The sequence below is a fragment of the Hymenobacter metallilatus genome, from assembly GCF_003944705.1.
In the GTDB taxonomy this organism is placed as follows: domain Bacteria; phylum Bacteroidota; class Bacteroidia; order Cytophagales; family Hymenobacteraceae; genus Hymenobacter; species Hymenobacter metallilatus.
In genome coordinates this window covers 122,911-145,782 of sequence record NZ_RWIS01000012.1, presented here as the reverse complement: position 1 = coordinate 145,782, position 22,872 = coordinate 122,911, and the positions used below count along the sequence as shown (strand labels likewise).

Sequence of the window (22,872 nt, the reverse complement as noted above, 5' to 3'; positions counted from 1 at the left end):
ACGAATCAGTGAAAAGGGCGTAACAATTTGCATGTATTTCGTAGCCAGCGGCTTAAATTTTCTCGGGTAGCAGGGTGGCCTCCTCGAAGTTGCCCAAAATGGGCTTCTCGCCCTCGGTTACGGCCTCTACCAGCAGAGCTCCGCCTACGAAAGCACCTTTCCACGACTCGCCCAGGCCCCCGAATACTTCTTCCCGGTCGCCACGGGAGCGGAGCTTGTTGATACCCATTTTGAAGGCGCGCACTTCTTTGGCGGTGCGGGCGGCCCATTTCTCATCATCCGAGGCTAGAGCCCCCACTAGGGCACCGTTGCTGATGTTCATTTCGCCTACCAGCTCCTCCACGCGGTCTACCAGCACAATGCTGTCGATGGGGCCGAAGGGCTCCTTGAAGTACAGCTCGCTCTGGCGCGGCAGGTTGACCAGAGCCCGGGGGGCGCGGTAAGCGGAGCGGTCCTGGCCGGGCAGAAACAGGCTTTCGTCCAGCTTGCCCTCGTAAATGGGCGTGGCGCCGGTTTTCAGCGCGTCGGCGTAGAGGCGGTCCAGGTCTTCGGCCTGGGCGCGGTTGATAACGGGACCGAATGCCAGATCGGGCAGCTTATCCTCAGCAGAATCCACCAGCGTGGGGTTGCCCACTTTCAGGCTGCGGATGGTATTCCAGTAAGTTTCCACGAACTGCGGAAACAGGCGACGCTCCACTACGAAGCGTACGTAGGCCGTGCAGCGCTGCTTGCCGTAGTCATAGCCTTTTTTGAGCTGATCCGAGAGGCCGTCCCAGTCCGAGAAGTTCCAGATGCCGTAGGTGTTCACGCCTTCCATTTCCAGCATGTAGCGCTTGTGCTCCTGGCTGAGGGCATCGGCAATGTTGCGGCCGTTGTAGCGCCCCCCCACAAAGCTGAGGCAGTCCACGGCCTCATTCTTCACCAGCACGTCGCTCAGCTCCCCGCCCGAGCCGCTTACCAGCGTAACGGGCAGGCCGCAGCGGCGGGCAATGGCGAAGGTCAGGCTCAGGGAAATGAAGCCCCCATCGGTGGGCGTTTTGGCAATAACGGCGTTGCCACACAGCGCCTGAACCAGCACCGCGTGCAGCAGCACCGACATGGGGTAGTTCCAGGAGGCAATGTTGCTGACCAGCCCCAGGGGCTTGCGCGTGCCCAGCATGCTTTCGATGTTGTCCACGTACCACTGCACACCCTCAATGGCGCGGTCAATGTCGGTGAAGCCCAGCTTATAGGTTTTGCCGATTTCCCACATCAGCAGCTTGCCTACCAGGTCCACGTTGTCGCGCAGCTGATTCAGGCAGTCCTGCACCCGGCGCCTACGCTCATCCAGGTCCACGCGGGCCCAGTCGGCGGCTTCCTTTTTGGCAGCCTGCACGGCCCGCAGGGCAGTGGCGTGGTCGAGCATGGGCAGCCAACCGAGCTGGGTACCGTCAATGGGGGAAATAAACTCGCGGGGCTTGCCCGGCTCCTGCCAGCGGCCTTCCAGCAGGTTGAGAAACCCATGACCATCGGGGGCGAAGATTTCGGGCGCTACGCTTTTGGTTTGTTGCAGCAGGAAGCCAAACTCAACCTGCGGGGAAACAATTTTTGCCATGAGGGAGAAGGTATAGGGTTGCGACGCGAACCAGGGACAACGGCGCACACGGGAAGAACAGCCGGCCTTGGGCCAGTAAGGTACACGGTTCCGGCATTATGCCGCCGGCTGGGCTGTAGAAGCCGGTTGAGGAGCAGTTTGTTTGAGAAGGTCCCGTGCCGGAGCTCCCTGCAGGGGCGCAAGCAGGCGGCCAACCAGTTCCGGCGAGCCCACAAACAGCGGAGTACGCTGGTGAAAATCAGTGGGTACAATGTCCAGCACCGCCCCGGTACCCGTTTCGGCGCGGCCTCCGGCCTGCTCAATCAAATAAGCTAACGGAAAGCCCTCGTACAGCACCCGCAGCTTGCCATTGGGGTTTTTGCCGGTGGGCGGGTACAGGTAGATGCCGCCCGTAAGCAGGTTGCGGTGGTAATCGGCTACGAGGGAGCCCACGTAGCGCCCACTCTGGCCCTGGCGCTTGCACTCCGTCAGGTACTGGCGCACGTACTCGGGGTAGTCGAACCAATAGCCTTCATTGCAGCTGAACACGGTGCCGCTGGCCGGAATGGTGATGCTGGGGTGGGAGAGAAAAAACTCGCCCAAGGACTGCTCATAGGTGAAGCCTGCCACGCCGTGGCCGGTGGTATACACCAGCATGGTGCTGGAGCCGTACAGGATATAGCCCGCCGCCACCTGCTGCCGGCCACCCTGCAAAAAATCGGCCGCCGTGGCTGCCTCTCCTACCGGCGACACCCGGCGGTAAATGCTGAAGATGGTACCGATGCTGATGTTCACGTCGATGTTGCTGGAGCCATCCAGAGGGTCGATGGCCACTACGTACTTGCCCTGGCGGTTGCCGGTTTGGATGATGTCGTCCTCCTCCTCGCTGAGCACGGCGCAGGCCTCGCCCCCATTGGTAAGGGCCCGGATGAAGCGGATGTTGGCTTCCACGTCCAGCTTTTGCTGGGCCTCGCCCTGCACGTTCTGCTGGCCCATGCTCCCGATAATGCTGGTGAGGCCGGCGCGGTTTACCTCCCGGTTCACGATTTTACCAGCCAGGGCAATGTCGCGCAGCAGCTGGCTTAGCTCCCCGGTGGCAAACTGAAACTCGGCCTGCTTGCGCATAATGTAGCGCTCCAGGGTAGTGCCCACCGGCTGGGCAATGGTATTTTCAACAGACAGGTTCATAGCACTGAATAGGAGCCGAATAGCGCATCAGCGCATTCTGATGGGAAAGCGGAATGAGGTTACAGCGTGAAGCCTTTGCTTCGCGTACCTGTGGGTGTCTTGGCGGCGGGGCAGCTGGTCCGCCCGAACCATGCGCGAAGCAAAGGCTTCGAGCTACATGCCTTTGTCGGGCTGTTTCTGGCTTTGCCAGAGCACCACCTGCCAGCCTTTTTGGGGGTCTTTGATCTGCACCACCACGTATTTCAGGTGGGCCAGGTTGGGCGTGCCGTCAGGCTTGGGGGGCAGCGTGATGGTAATAGTGCCGTTGACGACGGCCGTGCGGCCGTGGTGGTAGGCCCGCACGTTCAGGGCTTCCACCTCAATCTGGTCGTACTGGCTTCTGCCGTCCCGGATGCTCTGGATGTACTCCTGCTTGTTGTTCTGCTTGCCGTTGGAGTGGGTATATACCAGATCCTCAGCAAACACCTTTTCCAGCACGGCGTAGTCCTTTTTCACCTGGGCCTCGAAGCGTTGGCGTTCCAGTAGCGCCACCTCTTTGGCGGCGGCCTGGTCTTTTTTGGAGGCTTGGGCAAGGGCACGCAGCGGCCCGGCCAGTCCCAGCAGGACCAGCAACAGCATCAGCTTTTTCATAACTCAGCAAGAGAAGAGGATTAGGACGTCCGGGCCGCGTCGAGGTCGATACGGCGCATCCGCGGGGCCAGGAAGTGCATCAGCACCCAGGCCAGCAGGTAGGCCCCGCCGCAAATCCAGAACATGATAAAATAGGCCTTATCCAGCTGCCCAAGGCCTTCGTAATACACAAACATGCGCTTCTGCACCAGGGCCGAGAGCAGAATACCTCCCAGCCCGCCGGCCATGCCTCCAATGCCCGTCACCGAGGCCACGGCCCGCTTCGGGAACATATCCGACACGGTGGTGAAGATGTTGGCGCTCCAGGCCTGGTGAGCCGCCGCCGCAATGCCAATTACCAGCACTGCCAGCCACATATTCACCTGCCCCAGCTGCTGGGCAAACACAATCGGGAACACGCACAGGGCAATGAGCAGCATGCTGGTTTTGCGGGCCCGGAAGGGAGCCCAGCCCTGCTTGATGAAGCTGAGCGGAATCCAGCCCCCGCCCACGCTGCCCACGCTGGAAAGCAGGTACACCAGGGCCACGGGCAAAGCAATATCGGTGCCCTTGAGGCCATACTGCTTGCTGAGAAAATCGGGGAGCCAGAACAGGTAAAACCACCACACCGGGTCGGTGAGGAACTTGCCCAGCACAAAGGCCCAGGTCTGGCGGAAGGTGAGCAGCTTAAACCACGATACTTTGGGCTCGGTGGTAATGGCGGCCGCGGCCTGGTCGTCCACGTCGCTGTGGATGTAGTCGAACTCTGCTTTGGTGAGGCGAGCCTGGTGGGCGGGCACCTCGTACAGCCAGAACCACAAGGCCAGCCACACAAACCCCAACGCCCCGGTAATCACAAAAGCCCACTTCCAGCCAATAGTTTCGGCAATGAGCGGCACCGTGAGCGGGGCAATAATGGCTCCTACATTGGAGCCCGAGTTGAAAATACCGGTGGCCAAGGCCCGTTCCCGCTGCGGAAACCACTCGGCCGTGGTTTTGATGGCCGCCGGGAAGTTGCCGGCCTCTGTAACCCCCAGAAACGCCCGCGCCACCGAAAAGCCGATAGTACTGCTCACAAATGCGTGCCCAATGGCGGCCAGGCTCCACAGAAAAGTTGACAGGGCGTACCCGATTTTGGTCCCGAGCCTGTCAATGACCCGCCCCACGCCCAGCATTCCCAGAGAGTATGCCAGCTTAAAGGCAATTTCAATATTGGCATAGTCCCCCGCGTTCCACCGGAACTCGGTTTCGAGGTAGGGCTTGAGCAGGGAAATAACGGCCCGGTCGAGGTAGTTGACGGTAGTGGCGAAAAACACCAGCCCGCAGATGGTCCAGCGGTATTTGCCGAGGCCGGGAGCCGCAGGCGCGGCGGGCGGCGCGGCGGTAGATGTCTGTATCATGGCGCTCATGGGAATTCGGGGGCTGATACTGAAAAGTGGGAAATAGGCAGCCGGCCGTTGGGGCAACCGGTTGGCGCTGTCATCCTGCGCTTGCGAAGGATTTTATCACCTCAGAAATGCTGGTTGCGCCGTGATAAAATCCTTCGACACGGGCCTGATGCGCTACATGCTCAGGATGACAGCGGTGATGTGGCGGTTTGGGCAACGGCCAGCAGCGCGGCAACCTGCCGGCTCAGGGCCTCGGTGTCGTTGGGGTTTTTGAAGAGTTGGGAGCCCATGCCCACCACGTTTACGCCCGCGCCGAACCACTCACGCAGGCTGGTTTCGGTGGGCTCCACGCCGCCGGTTACCATCAGCGGCACGGTGGGCATGGGCCCGCGCAGGCTCTTGACAAAGCCGGGCCCGAGCACGTTGCCGGGGAATATTTTCACGATGGCCGCGCCCAAGCGAGTAGCCTGGTACACTTCCGAAACCGTCATGGTGCCGGGCAGCCAGGGCGTACCGCTGCGGCGGCAGGCCTCGGCTACCTCGGCCGTGAGGCAGGGCTGCACCACAAAGTCGGCCCCGGCCCGGATGAAGCGCTGGGCATCCTCTGCCGTATAAATGGTGCCAATACCCAGCACTAGCTCGGGGCAGTTGGCCTGCACATGCGCTGCCAGCTCCGAGAAGACCTCAAAGGCATTGGCTCCCCGGTTGGTGAACTCGAATACCCGCAACCCACCGGCATAGCACGCATCCAGAATTCGCTTGGCAAACGCGGCATCGGCGTGAAAGAACACTGGCACCACCGGGTAGCGCAGCACGGTTTCGAGAAGTTGATCGGAGGAGAAGCGGGGCATTTCTTGTTGAGTTTCTGGTTTCTGGTTTCTGGTTTCTGGTTCAGCTGACAACTAGCAACCAGAAACCAACAACTAGAAACTATCTGAGTAAGCGGCCGGTGGTGTTACCGGCAACAATGTGCTCCACCTCGGCGGCGGTTACCAGGTTAATGTCGCCGGGAATGGTATGCTTGAGGGCCGAGGCTGCCGTGGCAAACGTGAGGGCCTGCTGCACCGTGGGATAGGTTAGCTGCCCATAGATGAAGCCGGAGATAAAAGAGTCACCGCCCCCGATGCGGTCCACCACGGGGTTGATGTCGAAGTCCTCGGTTTCGTAGTAGTGGCCGCCGCTGTAGGCAATACCCCGGATTCGCTCGTGGGAGGCGCTTTGGGTGTTGCGGCGGGTAGCTAGTACCTGCTTGATCTGCGGGAAACGCGCCAGCAGTTGCCGGCTCATGGATACGAAGGTATTTTCGGCACCCGCTTGGGGCTTGATGCCGAACAGGTCCTCCGCGTCGCCCTCGGTGCATACTACCAGGTCGCAGCCGGCTACCAGCTCGGGCATCACGTCCTGGGCGCGCTGCCCATACTGCCACAGGTTGCGGCGGTAGTTCACGTCGGCCGATACGGTGAGGCCCAGGCGGCGGGCAGCGGCAATGGCTTCCCGGGTTGCCTGGGCGGCCGTTGCCGAAATGGCCGGCGTGATGCCCGTCCAGTGCAGCCACTGCGCATTCCGGAACACGGCGTCCCAATCAAACCACTCCGGCTGCAGGTTGGCGAAGGCCGAGTCGTACCGGTCGTACACGATGCGGCTGGCGCGCAGGGAAGCGCCTACTTCCAGAAAGTATAACCCCAGCCGCTGCCCCCGAAATACGCAATGACGCATATCTACCCCGTGGTGCTGAAAGTGCTGCGCGGCGGCCTGGCCCACGGCCGTATCCGGGAAGCAGCCGACATGCGCCGCTGGCACGCCCAGGTAAGCCAGCCCGGCCGCCACGTTGGCATCTCCCCCACCATAGGTAATATCCAGGGAGGCTGCCTGCGACAACCGCTGGTACTGCGGGGGCGACAACCGCATCATGATTTCACCAAAGGTGACGACTTGCTTCATGGGTGGGATTTGGGGACTTGGGGACTTGGAAACTTGGGGACGTCATTCCGAGCGGAGCCGAGGAACCTTGCGTGCTGACGGTGCAGTAGTATTCAACCCTTAGCACGCGAGATTCCTCGGCTCCGCTTGGAATGACGTTCATCTTGCACTTACACGGCGGCTGCTTCGGCGGCTACTTTCTCGAAACCGAAATAGGCTTTGGCATTACCGTGGCAGATGTTCTGCACGATGCCACCGAGTAGCTCCAGATCGGCGGGCAGTTCGCCATTCTCCACATCGGTGCCGAAGAGGTTGCAGAGCACCCGGCGGAAATACTCGTGGCGGGGATAGGAAAGGAAGCTGCGTGAATCGGTGAGCATACCCACAAAACGGCTCAGCAGGCCCATGTTGCTCAGGGCGTTGAGCTGCTTTTCCATGCCGTCCTTTTGGTCAAGAAACCACCAGCCGGAGCCAAACTGCACCTTGCCTGCCACCGAGCCATCGTTGAAGTTACCAATCATGGTGGCCATCAGCTCGTTGTCTGCAGGATTGAGGTTGTAGAGGATGGTTTTGGCCAGCTTGTCCTGGGAATCCAGGCGGTTCAGGAACTGCGAGAGGGCCCGGCCCTGGGAAAAGTCGCCGATGGAGTCCCAGCCGGTATCGGGGCCGAGCTGGCGCAGCATACGGGCGTTGTTGTTGCGCAGGGCACCCAAATGAAACTGCTGGGTCCAGCCCTTCTCCCAGTCCATTTCTGCCAGCAGCACCAGCATCGCCGATTTAAACTGCAGCACCTCCCCTTCCGTCAGCTCCGCCCCACCTCTCACCTTGCGAAAGATGTCGTTGATTTCCGAGTCAGTATAGGGCGCGGCATAAATCTGCTCTAGGCCGTGGTCGGAGAGCCGGCAGCCCAGGGCCGCAAAGTAATCGTGGCGCAGGCCCAGGGCCGTTTGCAGGTCGTGGTAGGTTTGAATATCCACGGCCGCCGACTCTCCCAGCTTACCGAGGTAGGCGTTGTAGCTGGCCGCATCTTCCGCCGCCATGGCCTTATCGGGACGGAATGTGGGCAGCACCTGAATTTCGAAGCCGCTGGCCTGCAGGGCGCGGTGGTGCTCCAGGGAGTCGGAGGGGTCGTCGGTGGTACACAGGGCCTCCACGTTCATCTTGCGCAGCAGGTTGCGCACCGAGTACTCGGGGGTTTGCAGCAGAGCATTGCACTGGTCGAAGATGCGGCGGGCGCTGCCGGGGTTCAGCAGCTCCGTGATGCCGAAATAGCGCTGCAACTCCAGGTGCGTCCAGTGATAGAGCGGGTTGCGCAGGGTTTGGGGCACGGTTTCGGCCCATTTCTCAAACTTCTCCCAGTCCGAGGCGTCGCCGGTGATGTAGCGCTCCGGGATGCCGTTGGTACGCATGGCCCGCCACTTGTAATGGTCGCCGTAAAGCCACACCTGGGTGATATTCTCAAACTGCTTGTCCTCGGCAATCTGCTCGGGCAGCAGGTGGTTATGATAGTCGATGATGGGCATCTGCTTGGCATACTCGTGGTAGAGCACGCGGGCCGTTTCGGTTTGCAGCAGAAAATCGTCGTTGAGGAAGGGCTTCATAATCAACTCGAATGAAGTGGGCGGTACCCGCAGAGCGGTGGGTGGCGGGAATAGTAAAGGTATTCGGACTGCACCCAGAACAGGCCGTTTTCGGCGGCGCTGGGCAAGTTTTTCTACGCAAACGATGCCGGTAGTCGGAGGTGAGTGGTTGCTAGTTGCTAGTTGCTAGTTGCTGGTTGCTTCTGCTGCTAGACGCAACCAGCAACCTGAAACTATAAACTCACCCCGCGTTTCCACGGAATAAAGTCGGTTTGACCGTGGCGCACGGCGGCTACTTCCTCCCCGCTGGCCACGCGCACCACGTAGTCGAGAATGCGGGCGCCGGCCTGCTCAATGGTTTCCTCCCCGTCGATGACAGTGCCGGTGTTCAGGTCGATGATATCGGGCATGCGCTGAGCCAGGGCTGTGTTGCTGCTGATTTTGACCACTGGGGCAATGGGGTTGCCGGTGGGCGTGCCCAGGCCGGTAGTAAACAGCACCACCGTAGCGCCCGACCCCACTTCCGCCGTCGTCGATTCCACGTCGTTGCCGGGGGTGCAGAGCAGGTTGAGGCCGGGCTGGGTTACAGGCTCGGGATAATCGAGTACGGCCACCACGGGCGAGAAACCGCCCTTGCGAGCCGCCCCGGCCGATTTCATGGCATCAGTAATCAGCCCATCCCGGATGTTGCCCGGCGAAGGGTTCATATCAAAGCCCGAGCCCACGGCCACGGCCGAGTCGCCGTAGGCTTTCATGAGGGAGCTAAACCGCTCCGCCGTGGCCGTATCCACCGAGCGGTCCACCAGTTCCTGCTCCACCCCGCAGAGCTCGGGGAACTCAGCCAGGATAACGGAACCGCCCAGGGCCACCAGCAAATCGGAGACGTGGCCCACGGCGGGGTTGGCCGAAATGCCCGAGAAACCGTCGGAGCCGCCGCACTCCAGCCCGATGCAGAGCTTGCTGAGCGGGGCCGGCTGGCGGGTTTGCTGGTTGGCCAGCATCAGGCCGGCAAACGTCTGACGCAGGGCCGTGCTTATCAGGGCTTCCTCGGTGCCAACTTTCTGCTGCTCCAGAATGTAGAGCGGCTTCTGGAAACCGTGGGGGCTGCGCTTATTGATTTCGTCCTGCAGCATGCTCACCTGCGCGTTCTGGCACCCCAGGCTCAGCACCGTAGCGCCGGCCACGTTGGGGTGGGTGATGTAACCGGCCAGTAGCCCACAGAGCGTTTGGGCATCCTGGCGGATACCGCCGCAGCCGCCTTCGTGGGTGAGGAACCGGATACCATCCACATTCGGGAACAGGCGGGGCCGGTGCTCACCATTCTCGGCGGAATGCAGGTCGGTAGCCAGAATTTCCTCCACCGATTTACCGGCCTGCATCAGCGAAATCAGCTCCTGGGTTTGGGGCTGGTAGCTTTTGCGGCGGGCGTAGCCCAGGTCATTCACCAGGGCTTCTTCCAGCACCTGAATGTTGCGGTTTTCGCAGAATACCAGCGGAATCACCAGCCAGTAGTTGGCCGTGCCCACGCGGCCGTCGGCGCGGTGAAACCCCCGGAAGGTGCGCTCCTGCCACTGGCTCACGTCGGGCATGGGCCACTCCTGGCGGCGCTGCTGGTACTCGTTGTAGCTGTCGGTAGCGTGGCGGATGTTGGCGGTGGTGAGCAGGCCGCCGGTTTCAATGGCGGAGGCGGCTTTGCCCACCAGCACCCCGTACATGTGCACCGGGTCGCCGGGGGCCAGAAACTGCAGGGCCAGCTTGTGCTTGGCGGGTATGCGGGCGGTAGTGGTAACGGTGGTGCCTTCCCAGGTTACGGGCGTGCCGATGGGCAGGTCCTGGAGGGCAACCAGCACATTATCGTCGGGGTGAATTTTGGCTACCAAGTGCTTCATTTTCGGGGAGCTGTCAGCTCTTGACTTTAAGGAAAACCGCGTCATGCTGAGCGCAGCCGAAGCATCTCTACCTCTAATCTAACTCAGTCGTGAGAACGAAGCGGTAGAGATGCCTCGGCTGCACTCAGCATGACGTTCTTTTAAGGACGGCGTTATGACATTCTTTTTAGTTTACCGTCTCTATACTGCCACTTTACGGTTGAGGGCCTGGGCTACGGTGGCGCGGGCGCCCTGCTCCAGCAGCTGTTCCAGGTAACGGATTACACAGTCGGCAAAACCGGGCAAGGCCAGCAAATCGTGGCCCCAGAGGGCTTGGTTGTGCAGCACGGTGCGGGTCAGCTCGGCCGGTTCCAGGCGCTGCCAGAGGCCAGCGTAGTAACTGGCTTTTTCGTCCTGAATGGGATATTCCTGGCCATTCGCTTCGCCGTACCACACGCCCTGCTCCTCCCGTTCGGCGCGCATGAAACGCAGGTAAGCGGCAAACCCCAGGGCCATGTAGTGCGGCACGGCGCGCAGCTTACGGTGGTAATGCAGCAGCACAGGTACGCAGCGCATCTGCAGCTTGGCCGTGTAGTTCATAGAAATCGACAGCCAGCGGTGCTCAATGGCCGGGTTGCGGAACCGGTCCAGCACCTGCATTCCGAAGCGCTGGCCCACTTTTTCGTCGACGGCGTAGGGAATACCGGGCAGCAAATCGCCCAGCAGCAGGTTGTGCATAAAGCTGGCCACATCTGCATCGTCCATGGCCTCGCGTACGGTGGGCAAGCCGGCCAGGAAGGCCAGCCCGCAGCTGAGCGTGTGCGTGCCGTTGAGCAAACGGAGCTTCAGTTCCCGGAACAGGTTAATATCGGGCTGCACGATTACGCCGGCGTCGGCCTGCTCGAAGCTCAGCACGCTTTTCACGCGCGCATCGCCCTCAATAGCCCACAGCGTGTACACCTCCGACATGGTCAGCAGCTCATCCTCGTAGCCCAGCTCAGCTTCCAGGGCGGCTTGCGTAGCGGCATCGGGGCGGCCGGGCACAATGCGGTCTACCAGGGAGTTGCACACCTGGTTGGCGGTTTCCAGCCAGTCGATGAACTCCGCATCGAGGCCGTTGCGGTGGGCCTGCTCCAGCAGGATACTTTCCAGCTTGGTGCCGTTGTCCGGAATCAGCTCGGTGGGCACAATCACCAGCCCCTTGGATTTGTCGCCCGAAAACGCGCGGTAGCGGGCCAGCAGAAACGCCAGCAGCTTGCCGGGAAACGACTGGGGCGGGCTCTGAGTAATGTCGTCGGAAACGAGCTGAATGCCGACTTCCGTGGTGTTGGAAATCACCACCGTCAGCTCGGGGTTGGCGGCGCAGGCCAGGATATCGGCCCACTGGCTTTTGGCCGACAGCACTCGACTGATGGCCGAACACACCACATTTTCGGAAATCTCCTGGCCATCTGCAATGCCCCGGATGCCTAGCGTATATAAGCCGTCCTGCCGACGGAAAGCGTCAATATCACCGCCATCGGTGCTCTTCACTACCACAATGCGGCCGTTGAAGATACCCTGGCGGTTGGCTTTGTCGATGAGGTAATCGGGCAGGCCGCGCAGCAGCACGCCGGTGCCAAATTGCAGCACCTTTTCAGGCAAGGCCGACAGCTCGGCCGAGGGGAATGACACGGTCCCGGTGGGTGCCGGGGAAAGTAGCTGGCTGGATAGGTGCGGCATGAGAAAAACCGTTATTGCTTGGGTGCAGCCGGAGCCGCAGAATTCCATTTTTGTTGCCAGCGCGGATAGTCGCGGCTGAGCAATTTCACGGGCCACACGCCGGCGTAGGCATACCCGGTGCGACGCTCATACTCAATGTCCGAAAGCGCGGCGCGGGGCTTGGAGTCGCGCCCCACGTAGATGGGCTGGTTGGTAGTGAGGTCGTAGAAGCGGGCCCAGATGGTGGAGCCGGCTTCGGGCACTATCACCCGGTCAAAGCCCTTGGGCTGGTTGGGGTCGGGCTGGTCTTTCACGGCGTAGCCCGTGAGCTTCACCGCCTGCAGCCAGGCCACCGCCGCCTCAATTGATTTTTTGATGGCCGGCGTGGGATTTTCCGTGTCCATCAGAAACCGCACGATGTTCACGGTTTCCATGCCGCTGAGCGAGGCCAGCTCGAAGGCGCGGGCCTTGGCTGGCAGCAGGGTTTTCTCGTCGTGCTGGGCGCACCAGGCCGTGAGCCTGCCGTTCTGCACGTACTGGGTTTTCATCATACAGTCGATGCCCCGGGCCACGGCCTGTTTGGCGGGCTCGGTGAGGCTGGCATCCAGCACTGAGAAGCCGTTGGCACCCCGGGCCACGTCGCGCAGCACCAGCAGGGCCCGCACCATGGCGTCGTCGTTGTAGGTAATCAGGTGGCGGTAGCTGCCCAAATCGGGGTAGTACTGAGGGAAGCCGCCGTTGGGGTACTGCATCTGCAGCAGGTAACGGATGCCTTTCTCGGCGGCCGCTTTGTAGGCCGGGTTCTGGGTACTGCGGAAAGTGGCTACCAGGTGGCGGATTTCGCGGGTCGTGGCTTCGTTGTCGATGGTAGCATCCGACTTCGGGGTGGCGGCCCGGGCAGCAGCCCGTTCGGCGGCCGTCAGCGGGTGGTCGTATTTTACCTTGATGTCGTTCACCATTTTGGGCCAGCCGCCTATGGCGCGCTGGTACAGCAGCATCCGCTCAGCCACCGAGTCCCGCAGCGGCGTGGCAGGTGCCACGGCCCCGGCCGCTACCATCGGCAGCGGAGCCGCCGTGCTGGTTTCCGCCGATACAATGGTTTGGCGGGGCAGGGCCGTAAACAGGTCTTTGTTCAGGTTAGAAGGCTTCAGAGCCACCGTGGCCGGCTTCTTCGACTTCGGGTACCAGCGGCCCCCGAAGGTCCAGTCGGCGGTAATCTGCCGGGCGTTGGGGCTACCTTTGGCCGTGCTCAGGTTGTCCTTGAACCAGGCGTAGTCGCCGCCTTCCCGGTGGCAGTTGGAGTAATATACCCGGCGGCCCCACTGCTTGGCTCCGGGCCCTGACTGAGCCCAGTAGATGTCGGCATCGGCCATTTCCTTGGAAAAGCGGCAGTTAAGCAGGTAGAACTGGGATTCGCGGTGGAAGCGGCCCAGCTTGAAGTTGGGGTCACCCTCGAAGCGGCAGTTTTTGAGCACCGTTTTCTGGTCCTCCTCTCCGGTGCCATCGTGCCAGATGGCGGCATTGGGATTGTGGCAGATGAAGCGGCAGTTTTCGGCGTATGCCCAGCCCCGGGGGCAGTAGAAATCCACCCCGCCTTCCATGGTACAATCCTCAAACAAATACAGGCCGGCATCCACATCCCAGGGGCTCACGGTGTCGCCGCCCAGGGCCCGGAAGGTGCAGTGCTTCACGGTGAGGCGGGTGGTGCCAGGCATGGTGCGCAGGGCAAACTGGTGGCCGGTTTTACTCACTTTGCGCTGCCCACTGGCTTCCTGGGGGCAGGGAATCAGCACGTCGCCGGCGGCCTCAAACCCGTAGGGGTTCAGCACCGTCAGGTTTTCCAGCGTGATGTCGGGCGAGTTGCGCAGGTTCAGGGTGGCCGCGCCCCAGTCGTCGGTGCTGCCGGCGGGGTCACAGCGCCAGGCGTCGCGGGCCTGGCTGTAGGTCAGCACCACGCCCTTTTCGCTTTGGCCTTTGAGGTTGAGGTTCTGCTTGTTGTCCAGAAACACCTTCTCGTGGTAGGTGCCGTTTTTGATGTAGATGGTACGGGGCTTGCCGGCCTCGTCGGGGAGGCTGTTAATGGCGGCCTGGATGGTCCGGAACTGGCCCGAACCATCCGCCGCCACCGTCACCTGCTGGGCTTGGGCCGATAAGATTCCCATTTCCCCAATCCCCACCAGCAGGAACAGCAAAGTCAGTACTTGTTTCATACTCAAGTGCGCCAGGCGCCGCGTTTACACAAAGTCTTCCCGCATTGGGCTAAAGGAATCCAGCAGCACGCCGGTCTCCAGGCACTCTACCCCGTGCCACACGGTAGGAGCGGCGTAAAACGTGTCACCGGCCCGCAGCACCGTTTCCTCCTCCCCCACCGTGCACCGGAATACCCCGCTTTCCACGTAGGTAATCTGGCTGTGCACGTGCTGGTGCAACGCCCCGATGCCGCCCGTTGCAAAACGCACCTTTACCAGCATCAGGTCGGGCCCGTAAGTCAGCACCTGGCGCTGCACGCCCTCCCCCACAGTTAGCCAGGGTTCATTGCTCATGGTAGTTGGGGTAATGACGGGATGAGGTAATGAGGAGGGACTGTCATGCTTCGGCAAGCTCCATCTGGCGTCCGCTTAAGGCGGAGAGCCTAACAGTTAATACCCGAAATTCTGCTTCAGGGCCGGATCGGCGGCCAGGGTGCTTTGCGGAATGGGCAGCAACTCCTTGCCCTGGCCGGGCACGTACTCGGCGGCGAGGCCGGTGCCGGTGCTGGCGGCCGTAACGGTACCCACCGTAGCCGAGGAGCCAGTGGGCCGGGTATTGGCAATGTAGGCCGCGTCAATGGCCTGACGCCAGTTTACGCGAGTGGTGCCGGCGGGTGTGGCCGAGGGAGAAGGCCGGTAGAAGGAACGAGCCCACTGAATAGTGCCAATGGCGGTAGGCGTGCGGAAGTACATATACTGGGGCACATTCTGGTAAGGCGCTTGGTTCAGGGCCAGCTTCAGCAGGTTGGCTTTGGCCTCAGCCAGCTTGGCTTCAAACAGGTTCCAGCGCAGCAAATCATACTTGCGGATACCTTCACTGCCAAACTCCAGGTAACGCTCATTCACCAAGGCGTTGAAGAAGCTGGCTTTCGAGCTCAGGTCCAGGCCGGCCAGGGCGCGGGTGCGGTTGCCCCCGAAGCCGCGGGTGCGCACTTCCAGCAGGGCATTCTGGGCGGCCGTCGTGGGGCCGCTCAGCTCGTTTTCGGCTTCGGCAAACATCAGCAGCACATCAGCGAAGCGGATGATGGGCCAGTTGTAGCCCAGGTAGTTGCCGGTGCCCGGAATGGCAGGATTATGCCAGTCGCGGCGGAATTTGCCGTCGGTAATAGCCCCCAGGGCCACACCGGTCTGAAAGTTGGTGGCCGGAATGCTGTACGTGGTGATGGTTACGTCGCGGCGGGCATCCAGGGAGTCGAAGGCGTAGAAGTAGGTGGGCACCACCGTTACGGCACCTTGGGTGGAGCCATAAATGGGCGAGGCGTTGAGGCGGGGGCCATTGTAGTAGCCCAGCTTACTATCCGACACGGCCGTGGAGCCGCCCATGCCCACCTGGAACATGATTTCGTTGGCGGCTTCCGGGCGCTGCTCATTTATGCTCTTGAACAGTTCCAGGAAGCTGGCATTCAGCGTGTGCTCCCCGCGGTTAGCCAGCAGGCCGGCGCACTCGTCGCGGGCAATACGGTAGTAGTCCAGGTAGTCGGCGGGGCGCGTCATCTGGTTGCCCTGCAGGGCATAGCCGCCCCGGTACAAAGCCAGCCGGGCCCGCAAGGCTTTCACCGCGCCCTTCGTGATTCGCTCACTGGCCATACCAGCCCTCGTGCGCCAGGGCACCAGCTTTTCAGCCTGCAGCAAATCGGCAATGAGTTTGGTAAGCGTGGCGTTGCGGTCAGCGTTGGGCAGGTTGAAATCCTGGCCCGATACCGAGGGCGTAAACTGCGCGGGCACATCCCCCCAGTTCCGGATCAGCTCCAGGTAATACTGGGCCCGCAGCGTGAGGGCCTCGCCGTGCAGGCGGTGCAGGGCGGCCGTATCGGCGGCCGGGCCGCTGTTGTAGCTGGCCATCTGCGGAATCTGCTGAATGCAGATATTAGTACGCTCCACGCCCTGGTAAAGCGTGTTCCAGGGGTTGGTTATTTCCGTGTTGGTAGGCAACGACTTGTAGCGGGCAATGCTGCGCCGGGCCCCATCGGAGGCCCCCGAGGAGCCAATCATTTCATCCGAGTCGTAGGGGAAGTACATGCTCACGCGGGTGCCGTAGCTCTGGTCACCCGACAGCGGATCGTAGGCCCCGATAACGGCGGCCGTGGCCCCGGCCACGGTGCTGAACGTGTAGGCGGTGGTGTTGAGGGCCACGGGCTCCACGTTTAGGTAATCCTGGCAGGAAACCAGGGCCCCGGTGCAGCCTGCTAAAGCCAGCCCGGCCAGTGCAGTCCGGAAAGTAAGTGCGGATTTCATATCAACTGGGGGTGGGAATTAGAGGGAAAGGTTCAGGCCAAACAGGAAGGCACGGCTGCGCGGGTAGGCCGCGTAATCAACGCCCGGGGTCAGCGGCGACGAGCGGCGGGTGTTCACCTCGGGGTCGTAGCCCGTATATTTGGTGAAGGTGTACAGGTTGTTGAGCGTCACGTAGAAGCGCAGCTGCTGCACATGGGCGCGGGTAGTGAGCGTTTTGGGCAGGGTGTAACCCAGCGTCACGTTGTTGATGCGCAGGAAGGAGCCATCCTCCACGGCCCAGGAGTGCAGGAAGTAGTTGCGGGTGGGCGTCCAGATGCTGGCGTTCTGGTTTACCTGGCGCAGGGTGTTCAGGTCCGTAATCAGCGCCCCATCTGAGCCAATTACCTTGTAGCGGTCCTCCATTACATCCAGCAGGTTGCTGAACACGGTGTTGGCCGTGTTGGAGGTAAACTCAATCTTGTTGGCGTTGTAGATATCGTTGCCCAGCACGAAGTTCACGAACACGCTGGCATCGAAGTTCTTGAACGTAAACTGCTGGTTCAGGCCGCCCGAAATCTTGGGGTTGGCATTGCCGATAACCGTCTGGTCCTGGTCGTTGATAACGCCGTCGTTGTTCAGGTCTTTGAGCTTGATAAGGCCGGGCCGGGCGGCGGTTTCGCCAATCAGGCCCAGGTTATTGGCAAACACGTTGGCCCCCTGCGCATTCTTCTTCGGCGTCCAGGTTTGGGTGGTGGCGTTGTAGCTCTCGAAGTCGTCGGCCGTCAGGAAGCCGTCGGTTACGTAGCCGTACATCTCCCCCACCGGCCGGCCCACGCGGGCCACATAGTCGCGGTTGAGGGCGGTACCGGCCCAGCCCGAGGCAATACCCGGAATTTCCTGCAGGCCCGAGCCCAGGCTTTCAATTTTGCCCCGGTTGAGGGAGGCGTTGGCCGTGGCCGTCCAGGTGAAGTTGGGCTTGTTGAAAATGGTGCCAGTCAGCTGCAGCTCGATACCCTTGTTGGAAGTTTCACCGATGTTGCGCAGCTGGGACGTGTAGCCCAGAAACGGCGGAATGGGCTGGTTGATGAGCAGATCGGAGGTGGTGTTGTAATACACGTCGCCGGTGAACTGCACGCGGTTTTCCCAGAGGGCCAGGTCCACCCCAAAGTCGCGGGAGGTAGTTACTTCCCACTTCAAATCGGGGTTAGGCAGGGTGGTGGCCGCCGCGCCCAGCACCTGAATATGGTTGAGGAAATAAGGCGCGCTACCGGCCGAGTACAGCTGATCGTAGAGGAAGTCGTTGATGCGGTTGTTACCGGCCTGGCCGTAGCTCAGGCGCAGCTTCAGGTCCGATACGGCCGTCAGCGACTTGAAGAAATCCTCCTTGGAAATGCGCCAGGCTACCGAAGCGCCAGGAAAGTAGCCCCAGCGGTTGCCCTCCCGGAACTTGGAAGACCCGTCGGCCCGGAACGTGCCGGTAAACAGGTATTTGTCATCGAAGGAGTACGTAATCCGGCCGAAGCCCGAGAGCAGGCGGTAATCAGTGGGGATGCTGGTACCGGGCAGCACGGGCTGGGAAGTTACGCCCGCCGGCAACACACCCTGGTTAATGTTGGCCAGGGCCCGCTCAGCGGTAATATCCAGGGGCAGGAAGTTGGTTTGGATGAACTGCTGCTTTGTTTGCTGCTGGTAGATTTCCTGCCCCAGCAGCACGCCCACCTGGTGCTTGCCGGTAGTAAAGGCGTAATCCAGCACGTTGGAGTTGTTGAGCGTGCTCTGGGTACCCGTGGTAATGGTGGCGAAGGGCAGGTTGAGGTAGCCCCCGGCCGCCTGCCGGATGGTGGGCGAGTAGCGGCCGTTGAAGGTACCCAGCTCGGTGTTCGTAATATCAAAACCCGCCGTAGAGCGCAACGTGAGGCCCTTCAGCAGCTCCAGCGCCGCGTTGGCCCCAATGTTGAAAGTGCGGCGCTTGTCGCGGCGGTACTCATTGTCGATGGTGAGCACCGGGTTTACCAGGCTGGAGTTGGTGAAGAACTCGTCATCAAAGGTGCTGGGGTCCAGCACCTGGCCCGTGGCGTTGGGCACCATCAGGGGCATGTATTGCACCGTGTTGCGCAGGCGGGAGGTTACGCTGGAGCCGGAGGAAGACGTGCCCGCCCCGTTCACCGTCTGGTCGTTGAAGCGCATGTTCATGCCCACTTTCAGGCGGTCCATGGGCTTGGTATCAAAGCGGAAGTTGACCAGGTTGCGGGTAAAGTCGGAGCCGCGCTGGATGCCGTCCTCGTCGTTGCGCGTCAGGCTCAGGGAGTACGTAGTACCTTTCACCCCACCCGATACCGAGAGGTTGTGGGTTTGCTGGAAGGCGTCGCGCCCGAATACCTCTTCCTGCCAATCCACGAAGGGCGCCTGGCGGGCGCGGCCGAGCGTGTCGCTGAGGTAATTGCGGGAGCCAAACAGCTTGCCAAACGCCGATAGGCCGCCCTGCCCGGTAGCGCCGGCCAGCTGGGCCCGCTCGTACTGGTAATTCAGGTAGTCATCAGGACTGAGCACGCCCAGCTTCTTGCTGATGCGGCGGAAACCGGCGAAGCCATTGTAGCTGATAACCGTTTTGCCCTCGATGCCTTTCTTGGTGGTAATAATCACCACGCCGTTGGCGCCGCGGGCCCCGTAAATGGCCGTGGCCGAGGCATCTTTGAGCACATCCACGGAGGCAATATCTTGAGGCGCAATTACGGCCAGGGCGTTTTCAATCTGGATACCGTCCACCACGTACAGCGGGGAGTTGTCCTGGGTTACCGAGCCACCGCCCCGCACCCGCACCCGCACATCCAGGTTACCGGGCGTACCCTCTGAGGAAGTCAGCTGCACCCCGGCCAGGCGGCCCGTGAGGGCCTCGGCGGCGGAGTTTACCGGAATGTCCTTGATCTGCTGGGCACTCACCGACGATACCGAGCCCGTCACGTCGCGGCGCTGCACGGCCTGGTAGCCAATTACTACCACGTCGTCCAGTGTCTTGCTATCTTCCTGCAGAGCCACCGTAAAGTCGGTTTTGGTGCCTACGGCCACCTCATACGGCAGAAAGCCGATGTAGCTGAAGCGCAGCGTAGCATTATCGGGCACGGCCAGGCTGAAGCGCCCTTCCCCGTCGGTAGTGGCCCCGGTGCTGGTGCCCTTAACGACCACCGTTACGCCGGGCAGGGCGTCTCCCTTGTCCGACTTAACAACCCCCTGTACGCGGCGTTGCTGCGCCCAAGCGGGTGCCACCGTTGCCACCAGAAGCGGCGCCAGTAACAGTAGATTTTTTTTCATGACGTGACGTGATGGTGTGGGAATTGAAGTGGGAAGGTGGGTAAGCAGCCGGTTGGGCACTTGGGTAAGCAGCAGCGAAACAGCCGGGCGCCGACGGGGCTTCGGGTCGGCCGGGTTGCTATTCGTAGCGGGCCGCTGGCGTCTTTATCAGCAGCGTTGTATACTTTTTGAAGAAGCTGGCTGCGTTGGGTTTACAGCCGGCCAGCAGTTGGCTTGATTAAGGTTACTGGAAGCCTCCGCGAAAAGGAAGAAATTGACCTGATTAATTTGTGCAAACGATGTCGGGAACGTGACCAATCAGTCACTGCCGTAGTTTTTCAGGGTCAGTATTCCGGTTATTCACTGGCTATGCCTATTTTTCGGACAGTTGGGCACCTTTCCGGCATCAGGTACATTCTTGTACTTTAGTAAGTACCCACTCTCCGCTTACCTTTTCTTTCACCTAGCGCCGCACCATCTCGTGGAAACGTACACCATCAAGGACATTGCCCGGGAGCTGGGAATCTCAACCTCCACCGTGTCGCGGGCGCTGCGGGGCAGCTACGAAATCAACGCGGAAACCAAGCGCCGGGTGATGGAGTGTGCTGAGCGGCTCAACTACCGCCCCAACCCCATTGCGCTCAGCCTGAAAGGCAGCGCCAGCCGGGCCATTGGCGTGATTCTGCCCCAAATTGCCAACTACTTTTTCTCCCAGGCCATCAACGGTATCGAGGCTATTGCTTACAACCGGGGCTACCACGTTATTATCTTTCAGAGCCAGGAAAGCTACGAGCGGGAAATGGCCAACGTGCAGCAGGCCATGTCGCGCAAAGTAGATGGCCTGCTGATGTCTCTGTCCAGCGAAACCTCCGATGTGGAGCACCTGCAGGAAGTGCTCGACAAAAACGTGCCGCTGGTGCTGTTTGACCGGGTTTCCAGTGAGCTGAACGTGACCAAAGTAGTGGCCGATAATTTCGGTGGGGCCTTTGCCGCCACCGAGCATCTGATTCAGGAGGGCCGGCGGCGCATTGCTCACCTCACCATTCAGCCCTGGCTCAGCATTACGCAGGAGCGCCTGGCTGGCTACCGCGCCGCCCTGGAGCAGAATGGGCTGGAATTCGATGAGAACCTAGTACGTTACGGCACTTTCGGGCCCGATGAGGTAGGCCCGATGGTAGATGAGCTAATGCACCTGGACTCACCCCCCGATGCCTTTTTCACAGCCTCCGACCGCCTGGCCGTGGGTTGCCTGCAGGCCCTGCGCCAGCGCGACCTGCACATCCCCGAAGATGTCTCGCTTATCGGCTTCACCAACCTCAACGTGGCACACCTACTGAATCCGGCCCTAAGTACCGTGGTGCAGCCCGCCCAGGAAATTGGTCAGATAGCCGCCGAGCGCCTCATCGACCAGATTGAGCGCAAGCACCGCGCCCTGCCCATTGAAACCGTGCGCATTCCCACCGAGCTGGTAGTGCGCAGCTCCACGCGCCTGGAAGCAGTGAAGCTGTAAACCGGACTGTCATCCTGAGCAGCGCGAAGGACCTAATCACGCCAGAACGGGCCGTTGTTACGACTTGCTGACGGGATAAGGTCCTTCGCGCTGCTCAGGATGACAGTTCTCTGACAGTTTTCAGAATCACTGTACTGGCTCTACCCGAAACCAATCCACGTCGGCGGTACCGGCGTCGTTGGTTTGGCCGGAGCGAGTGTAGAACAGACCCATTTTCGCGCCAATCCACTTGCCTTCCCGAGCATGAAACTCGGCGCCTAGTGGTGTAAACTGTTTACCGTCGAGGCTGTAGCTGAAGCGGCATTTGGCGCCGGACAGCACCGTTACGCGCAGATACACGGGCTGGCGCGGAGGCACAGTAACGGGCGCACTGGCAGCGGTTTCGGGAGTAAGCTTGTCGGCCTCTTTACACACCGTCTGACTGAGCAGCAGCTGGCCGCCGGAGTTACTGAGCGTGATGGTGGCATAATCAAGACCCATCATCACTAACCCTACCTTTTCGCCCTCGAAGCGGGGCGTGACGGCGAGCTTGACGGTGGCCATAAACTGCTCGGCGGGCAGCTTCTGCAGCAGCAAATTGGGCACCTGCCACAGGTTCTTGGCGCCAGCGGGCAGCGGCACCGAGTATAGGCGCAGCATACCCGCACTCTGATTCAGAAACGCCCAGCCTGGCTGCGGATTGGCGTGCCACTGCCACTGTAGCCCCAGCGCCGCACTGCTGAACTCGTCGGACGTAGCGGGCGTGGCCGGGGGCTGTGGGCCGCGCACGGCGGGTTTGCGGTACGTAAGCACGGGCTGGCCAACGCCGTCACCGTCCGGGTCTTCGCCGATGATGGGCCAGTCGTTACGCCAGGTCATCGGTTGCAGATGTACTACGCGGCCGTAGGGGCCTTGGTCCTGGAAGTGCAGAAACCAGTCCTGCCTGCCATCGGGCGTATCCACCCAGGCGCCCTGGTGCGGGCCGTTGATGGGCGTAGTGCCCTGGTTCATCACAATCCGGTCTTCGTAGGGGCCGAACACGTTTTTGGCGCGCAATACCACCTGCCAGCCGGTGCTCACGCCCCCGCCGGGCGCGAAGATGTAGTAGTAGCCGTGGCGCTTGTAGAACTTGGGACCTTCGATGGTGGGGTGCTTCTCGTGGCCGTCGAACACTAGTACTTCGTCGCCAACCAAGCTCAACCCATCGGAGCTCATACGGCTCACGGCCAGCACACTTTTGAAGCCCGCCCGCGAGCCGGCAAAACCGTGTACCAGGTAGGCCTGCCCATCCTCGTCCCAGAGCGGGCAGGGGTCAATCCAGCCCCGGGCCTCCCTGATGCAGACCGGCGCGCTCCAGGGCCCGGCGGGGTTCTTGGCCTTGGTTACGAACAGGCCCAGGTCGGGGTCGGGATAATAGATGTAGAACTCCTTTTTGTGGTAGCGAATGGCCGGAGCCCAGACACCGTTGCCGTGTTGGGGCTGGTTGTAGCGCGCCACAGGTAGCTGCTGACTGAATGCGGCCCCAATGATGGTCCAGTTCACTAGGTCGCGGGAGTGCAGAATCTGCAGGCCGGGGGCGCTGTTGAAGCTGGACGACGTGAGATAATAATCGGAGCCCACACGCACCACATCGGGGTCGGAATAATCAGCGTACAGAACCGGGTTTTTGTAGCTCCCGTTGCCTAGATCCGGCACCCACACCTGCGAGAGGGCCGACTGAGCACGGGTGGCCAGCGGCAGCAACAGAGCCAGCAGAAACAGGCGAAACTTCATTATAAGGCGAGTTGAAAACATTGTCATCCTGA

Annotated in this window: 15 protein-coding genes; 1 reads left to right on the top strand and 14 read right to left on the bottom strand. The window is 61.2% G+C overall.

Annotated elements, in window-relative coordinates; translation table 11 throughout:
* Positions 1 to 52: 52 nt before the first annotated feature.
* The 13 genes from EI290_RS17100 to EI290_RS17035 all read right to left on the bottom strand — a co-directional run bounded on the left by EI290_RS17100 (position 53) and on the right by EI290_RS17035 (position 19,599).
* Positions 53 to 1,594, bottom strand: coding sequence for an aldehyde dehydrogenase family protein (locus EI290_RS17100; protein ID WP_125432854.1), 1,542 nt, complete (start codon positions 1,592 to 1,594; stop codon positions 53 to 55).
* A gap of 96 nt (positions 1,595 to 1,690) precedes the next feature.
* Complete coding sequence (fbp, locus tag EI290_RS17095) at positions 1,691 to 2,761, bottom strand: class 1 fructose-bisphosphatase (protein WP_125432852.1); 1,071 nt, start codon at positions 2,759 to 2,761, stop codon at positions 1,691 to 1,693.
* A 153-nt stretch (positions 2,762 to 2,914) separates the two neighbouring features.
* Entirely contained in the window at positions 2,915 to 3,391 is a 477-nt protein-coding gene (locus EI290_RS17090; protein WP_125432850.1) for a nuclear transport factor 2 family protein, read from the bottom strand.
* A gap of 20 nt (positions 3,392 to 3,411) precedes the next feature.
* Entirely contained in the window at positions 3,412 to 4,770 is a 1,359-nt protein-coding gene (locus tag EI290_RS17085; RefSeq protein WP_125432848.1) for an MFS transporter, read from the bottom strand.
* A 170-nt stretch (positions 4,771 to 4,940) separates the two neighbouring features.
* Complete coding sequence (locus tag EI290_RS17080) at positions 4,941 to 5,609, bottom strand: beta/alpha barrel domain-containing protein (RefSeq protein ID WP_125432846.1); 669 nt, start codon at positions 5,607 to 5,609, stop codon at positions 4,941 to 4,943.
* 79 nt (positions 5,610 to 5,688) lie between these two features.
* Entirely contained in the window at positions 5,689 to 6,699 is a 1,011-nt protein-coding gene (locus EI290_RS17075) for a sugar kinase (protein WP_125432844.1), read from the bottom strand.
* A 149-nt stretch (positions 6,700 to 6,848) separates the two neighbouring features.
* A complete protein-coding gene (uxaC, locus tag EI290_RS17070; protein ID WP_125432842.1) occupies positions 6,849 to 8,279 on the bottom strand; it encodes a glucuronate isomerase in 1,431 nt (476 codons plus the stop codon).
* A gap of 212 nt (positions 8,280 to 8,491) precedes the next feature.
* A complete protein-coding gene (locus tag EI290_RS17065; RefSeq protein WP_125432840.1) occupies positions 8,492 to 10,147 on the bottom strand; it encodes a UxaA family hydrolase in 1,656 nt (551 codons plus the stop codon).
* 180 nt (positions 10,148 to 10,327) lie between these two features.
* Positions 10,328 to 11,848 carry a tagaturonate reductase gene (locus tag EI290_RS17060; protein ID WP_125432838.1) on the bottom strand — a complete coding sequence of 507 codons (1,521 nt, stop codon included), beginning with the start codon at positions 11,846 to 11,848 and terminating at the stop codon, positions 10,328 to 10,330.
* 11 nt (positions 11,849 to 11,859) lie between these two features.
* Entirely contained in the window at positions 11,860 to 14,037 is a 2,178-nt protein-coding gene (gene pelA, locus EI290_RS22770; protein WP_246008986.1) for a pectate lyase, read from the bottom strand.
* A 24-nt stretch (positions 14,038 to 14,061) separates the two neighbouring features.
* On the bottom strand, positions 14,062 to 14,370 hold the full coding sequence (locus tag EI290_RS17045; RefSeq protein ID WP_125432836.1) for a cupin domain-containing protein: 309 nt from the start codon (positions 14,368 to 14,370) through the stop codon (positions 14,062 to 14,064).
* A 96-nt stretch (positions 14,371 to 14,466) separates the two neighbouring features.
* Positions 14,467 to 16,311 carry a RagB/SusD family nutrient uptake outer membrane protein gene (locus EI290_RS17040; RefSeq protein WP_125432834.1) on the bottom strand — a complete coding sequence of 615 codons (1,845 nt, stop codon included), beginning with the start codon at positions 16,309 to 16,311 and terminating at the stop codon, positions 14,467 to 14,469.
* 18 nt (positions 16,312 to 16,329) lie between these two features.
* On the bottom strand, positions 16,330 to 19,599 hold the full coding sequence (locus tag EI290_RS17035) for a SusC/RagA family TonB-linked outer membrane protein (RefSeq protein ID WP_125432832.1): 3,270 nt from the start codon (positions 19,597 to 19,599) through the stop codon (positions 16,330 to 16,332).
* 460 nt (positions 19,600 to 20,059) lie between these two features.
* Here EI290_RS17035 and EI290_RS17030 point away from each other — a divergent pair, with 460 nt between their 5' ends.
* Positions 20,060 to 21,088, top strand: coding sequence for a LacI family DNA-binding transcriptional regulator (locus EI290_RS17030; RefSeq protein ID WP_125432830.1), 1,029 nt, complete (start codon positions 20,060 to 20,062; stop codon positions 21,086 to 21,088).
* Between the two features lie 126 nt (positions 21,089 to 21,214).
* On the opposite strand, the gene EI290_RS17025 is transcribed toward EI290_RS17030, so the two are convergent.
* On the bottom strand, positions 21,215 to 22,840 hold the full coding sequence (locus EI290_RS17025) for a glycoside hydrolase family 43 protein (RefSeq protein WP_125432828.1): 1,626 nt from the start codon (positions 22,838 to 22,840) through the stop codon (positions 21,215 to 21,217).
* Between the last annotated feature and the right edge of the window lie 32 nt (positions 22,841 to 22,872).

Bases quoted from the DNA above. Each gene is read 5' to 3' on its own strand.
- EI290_RS17100 (WP_125432854.1), bottom strand. From the start codon at position 1,594: ATGGCAAAAATTGTTTCCCCGCAGGTTGAGTTTGGCTTCCTGCTGCAA.
- uxaC (WP_125432842.1), bottom strand. From the start codon at position 8,279: ATGAAGCCCTTCCTCAACGACGATTTTCTGCTGCAAACCGAAACGGCC.
- EI290_RS17035 (WP_125432832.1), bottom strand. From the start codon at position 19,599: ATGAAAAAAAATCTACTGTTACTGGCGCCGCTTCTGGTGGCAACGGTG.
- EI290_RS17085 (WP_125432848.1), bottom strand. From the start codon at position 4,770: ATGATACAGACATCTACCGCCGCGCCGCCCGCCGCGCCTGCGGCTCCC.
- fbp (WP_125432852.1), bottom strand. From the start codon at position 2,761: ATGAACCTGTCTGTTGAAAATACCATTGCCCAGCCGGTGGGCACTACC.
- EI290_RS17080 (WP_125432846.1), bottom strand. From the start codon at position 5,609: ATGCCCCGCTTCTCCTCCGATCAACTTCTCGAAACCGTGCTGCGCTAC.
- EI290_RS17060 (WP_125432838.1), bottom strand. From the start codon at position 11,848: ATGCCGCACCTATCCAGCCAGCTACTTTCCCCGGCACCCACCGGGACC.
- EI290_RS17075 (WP_125432844.1), bottom strand. From the start codon at position 6,699: ATGAAGCAAGTCGTCACCTTTGGTGAAATCATGATGCGGTTGTCGCCC.
- pelA (WP_246008986.1), bottom strand. From the start codon at position 14,037: ATGAAACAAGTACTGACTTTGCTGTTCCTGCTGGTGGGGATTGGGGAA.
- EI290_RS17065 (WP_125432840.1), bottom strand. From the start codon at position 10,147: ATGAAGCACTTGGTAGCCAAAATTCACCCCGACGATAATGTGCTGGTT.
- EI290_RS17090 (WP_125432850.1), bottom strand. From the start codon at position 3,391: ATGAAAAAGCTGATGCTGTTGCTGGTCCTGCTGGGACTGGCCGGGCCG.
- EI290_RS17025 (WP_125432828.1), bottom strand. From the start codon at position 22,840: ATGAAGTTTCGCCTGTTTCTGCTGGCTCTGTTGCTGCCGCTGGCCACC.
- EI290_RS17045 (WP_125432836.1), bottom strand. From the start codon at position 14,370: ATGAGCAATGAACCCTGGCTAACTGTGGGGGAGGGCGTGCAGCGCCAG.
- EI290_RS17040 (WP_125432834.1), bottom strand. From the start codon at position 16,311: ATGAAATCCGCACTTACTTTCCGGACTGCACTGGCCGGGCTGGCTTTA.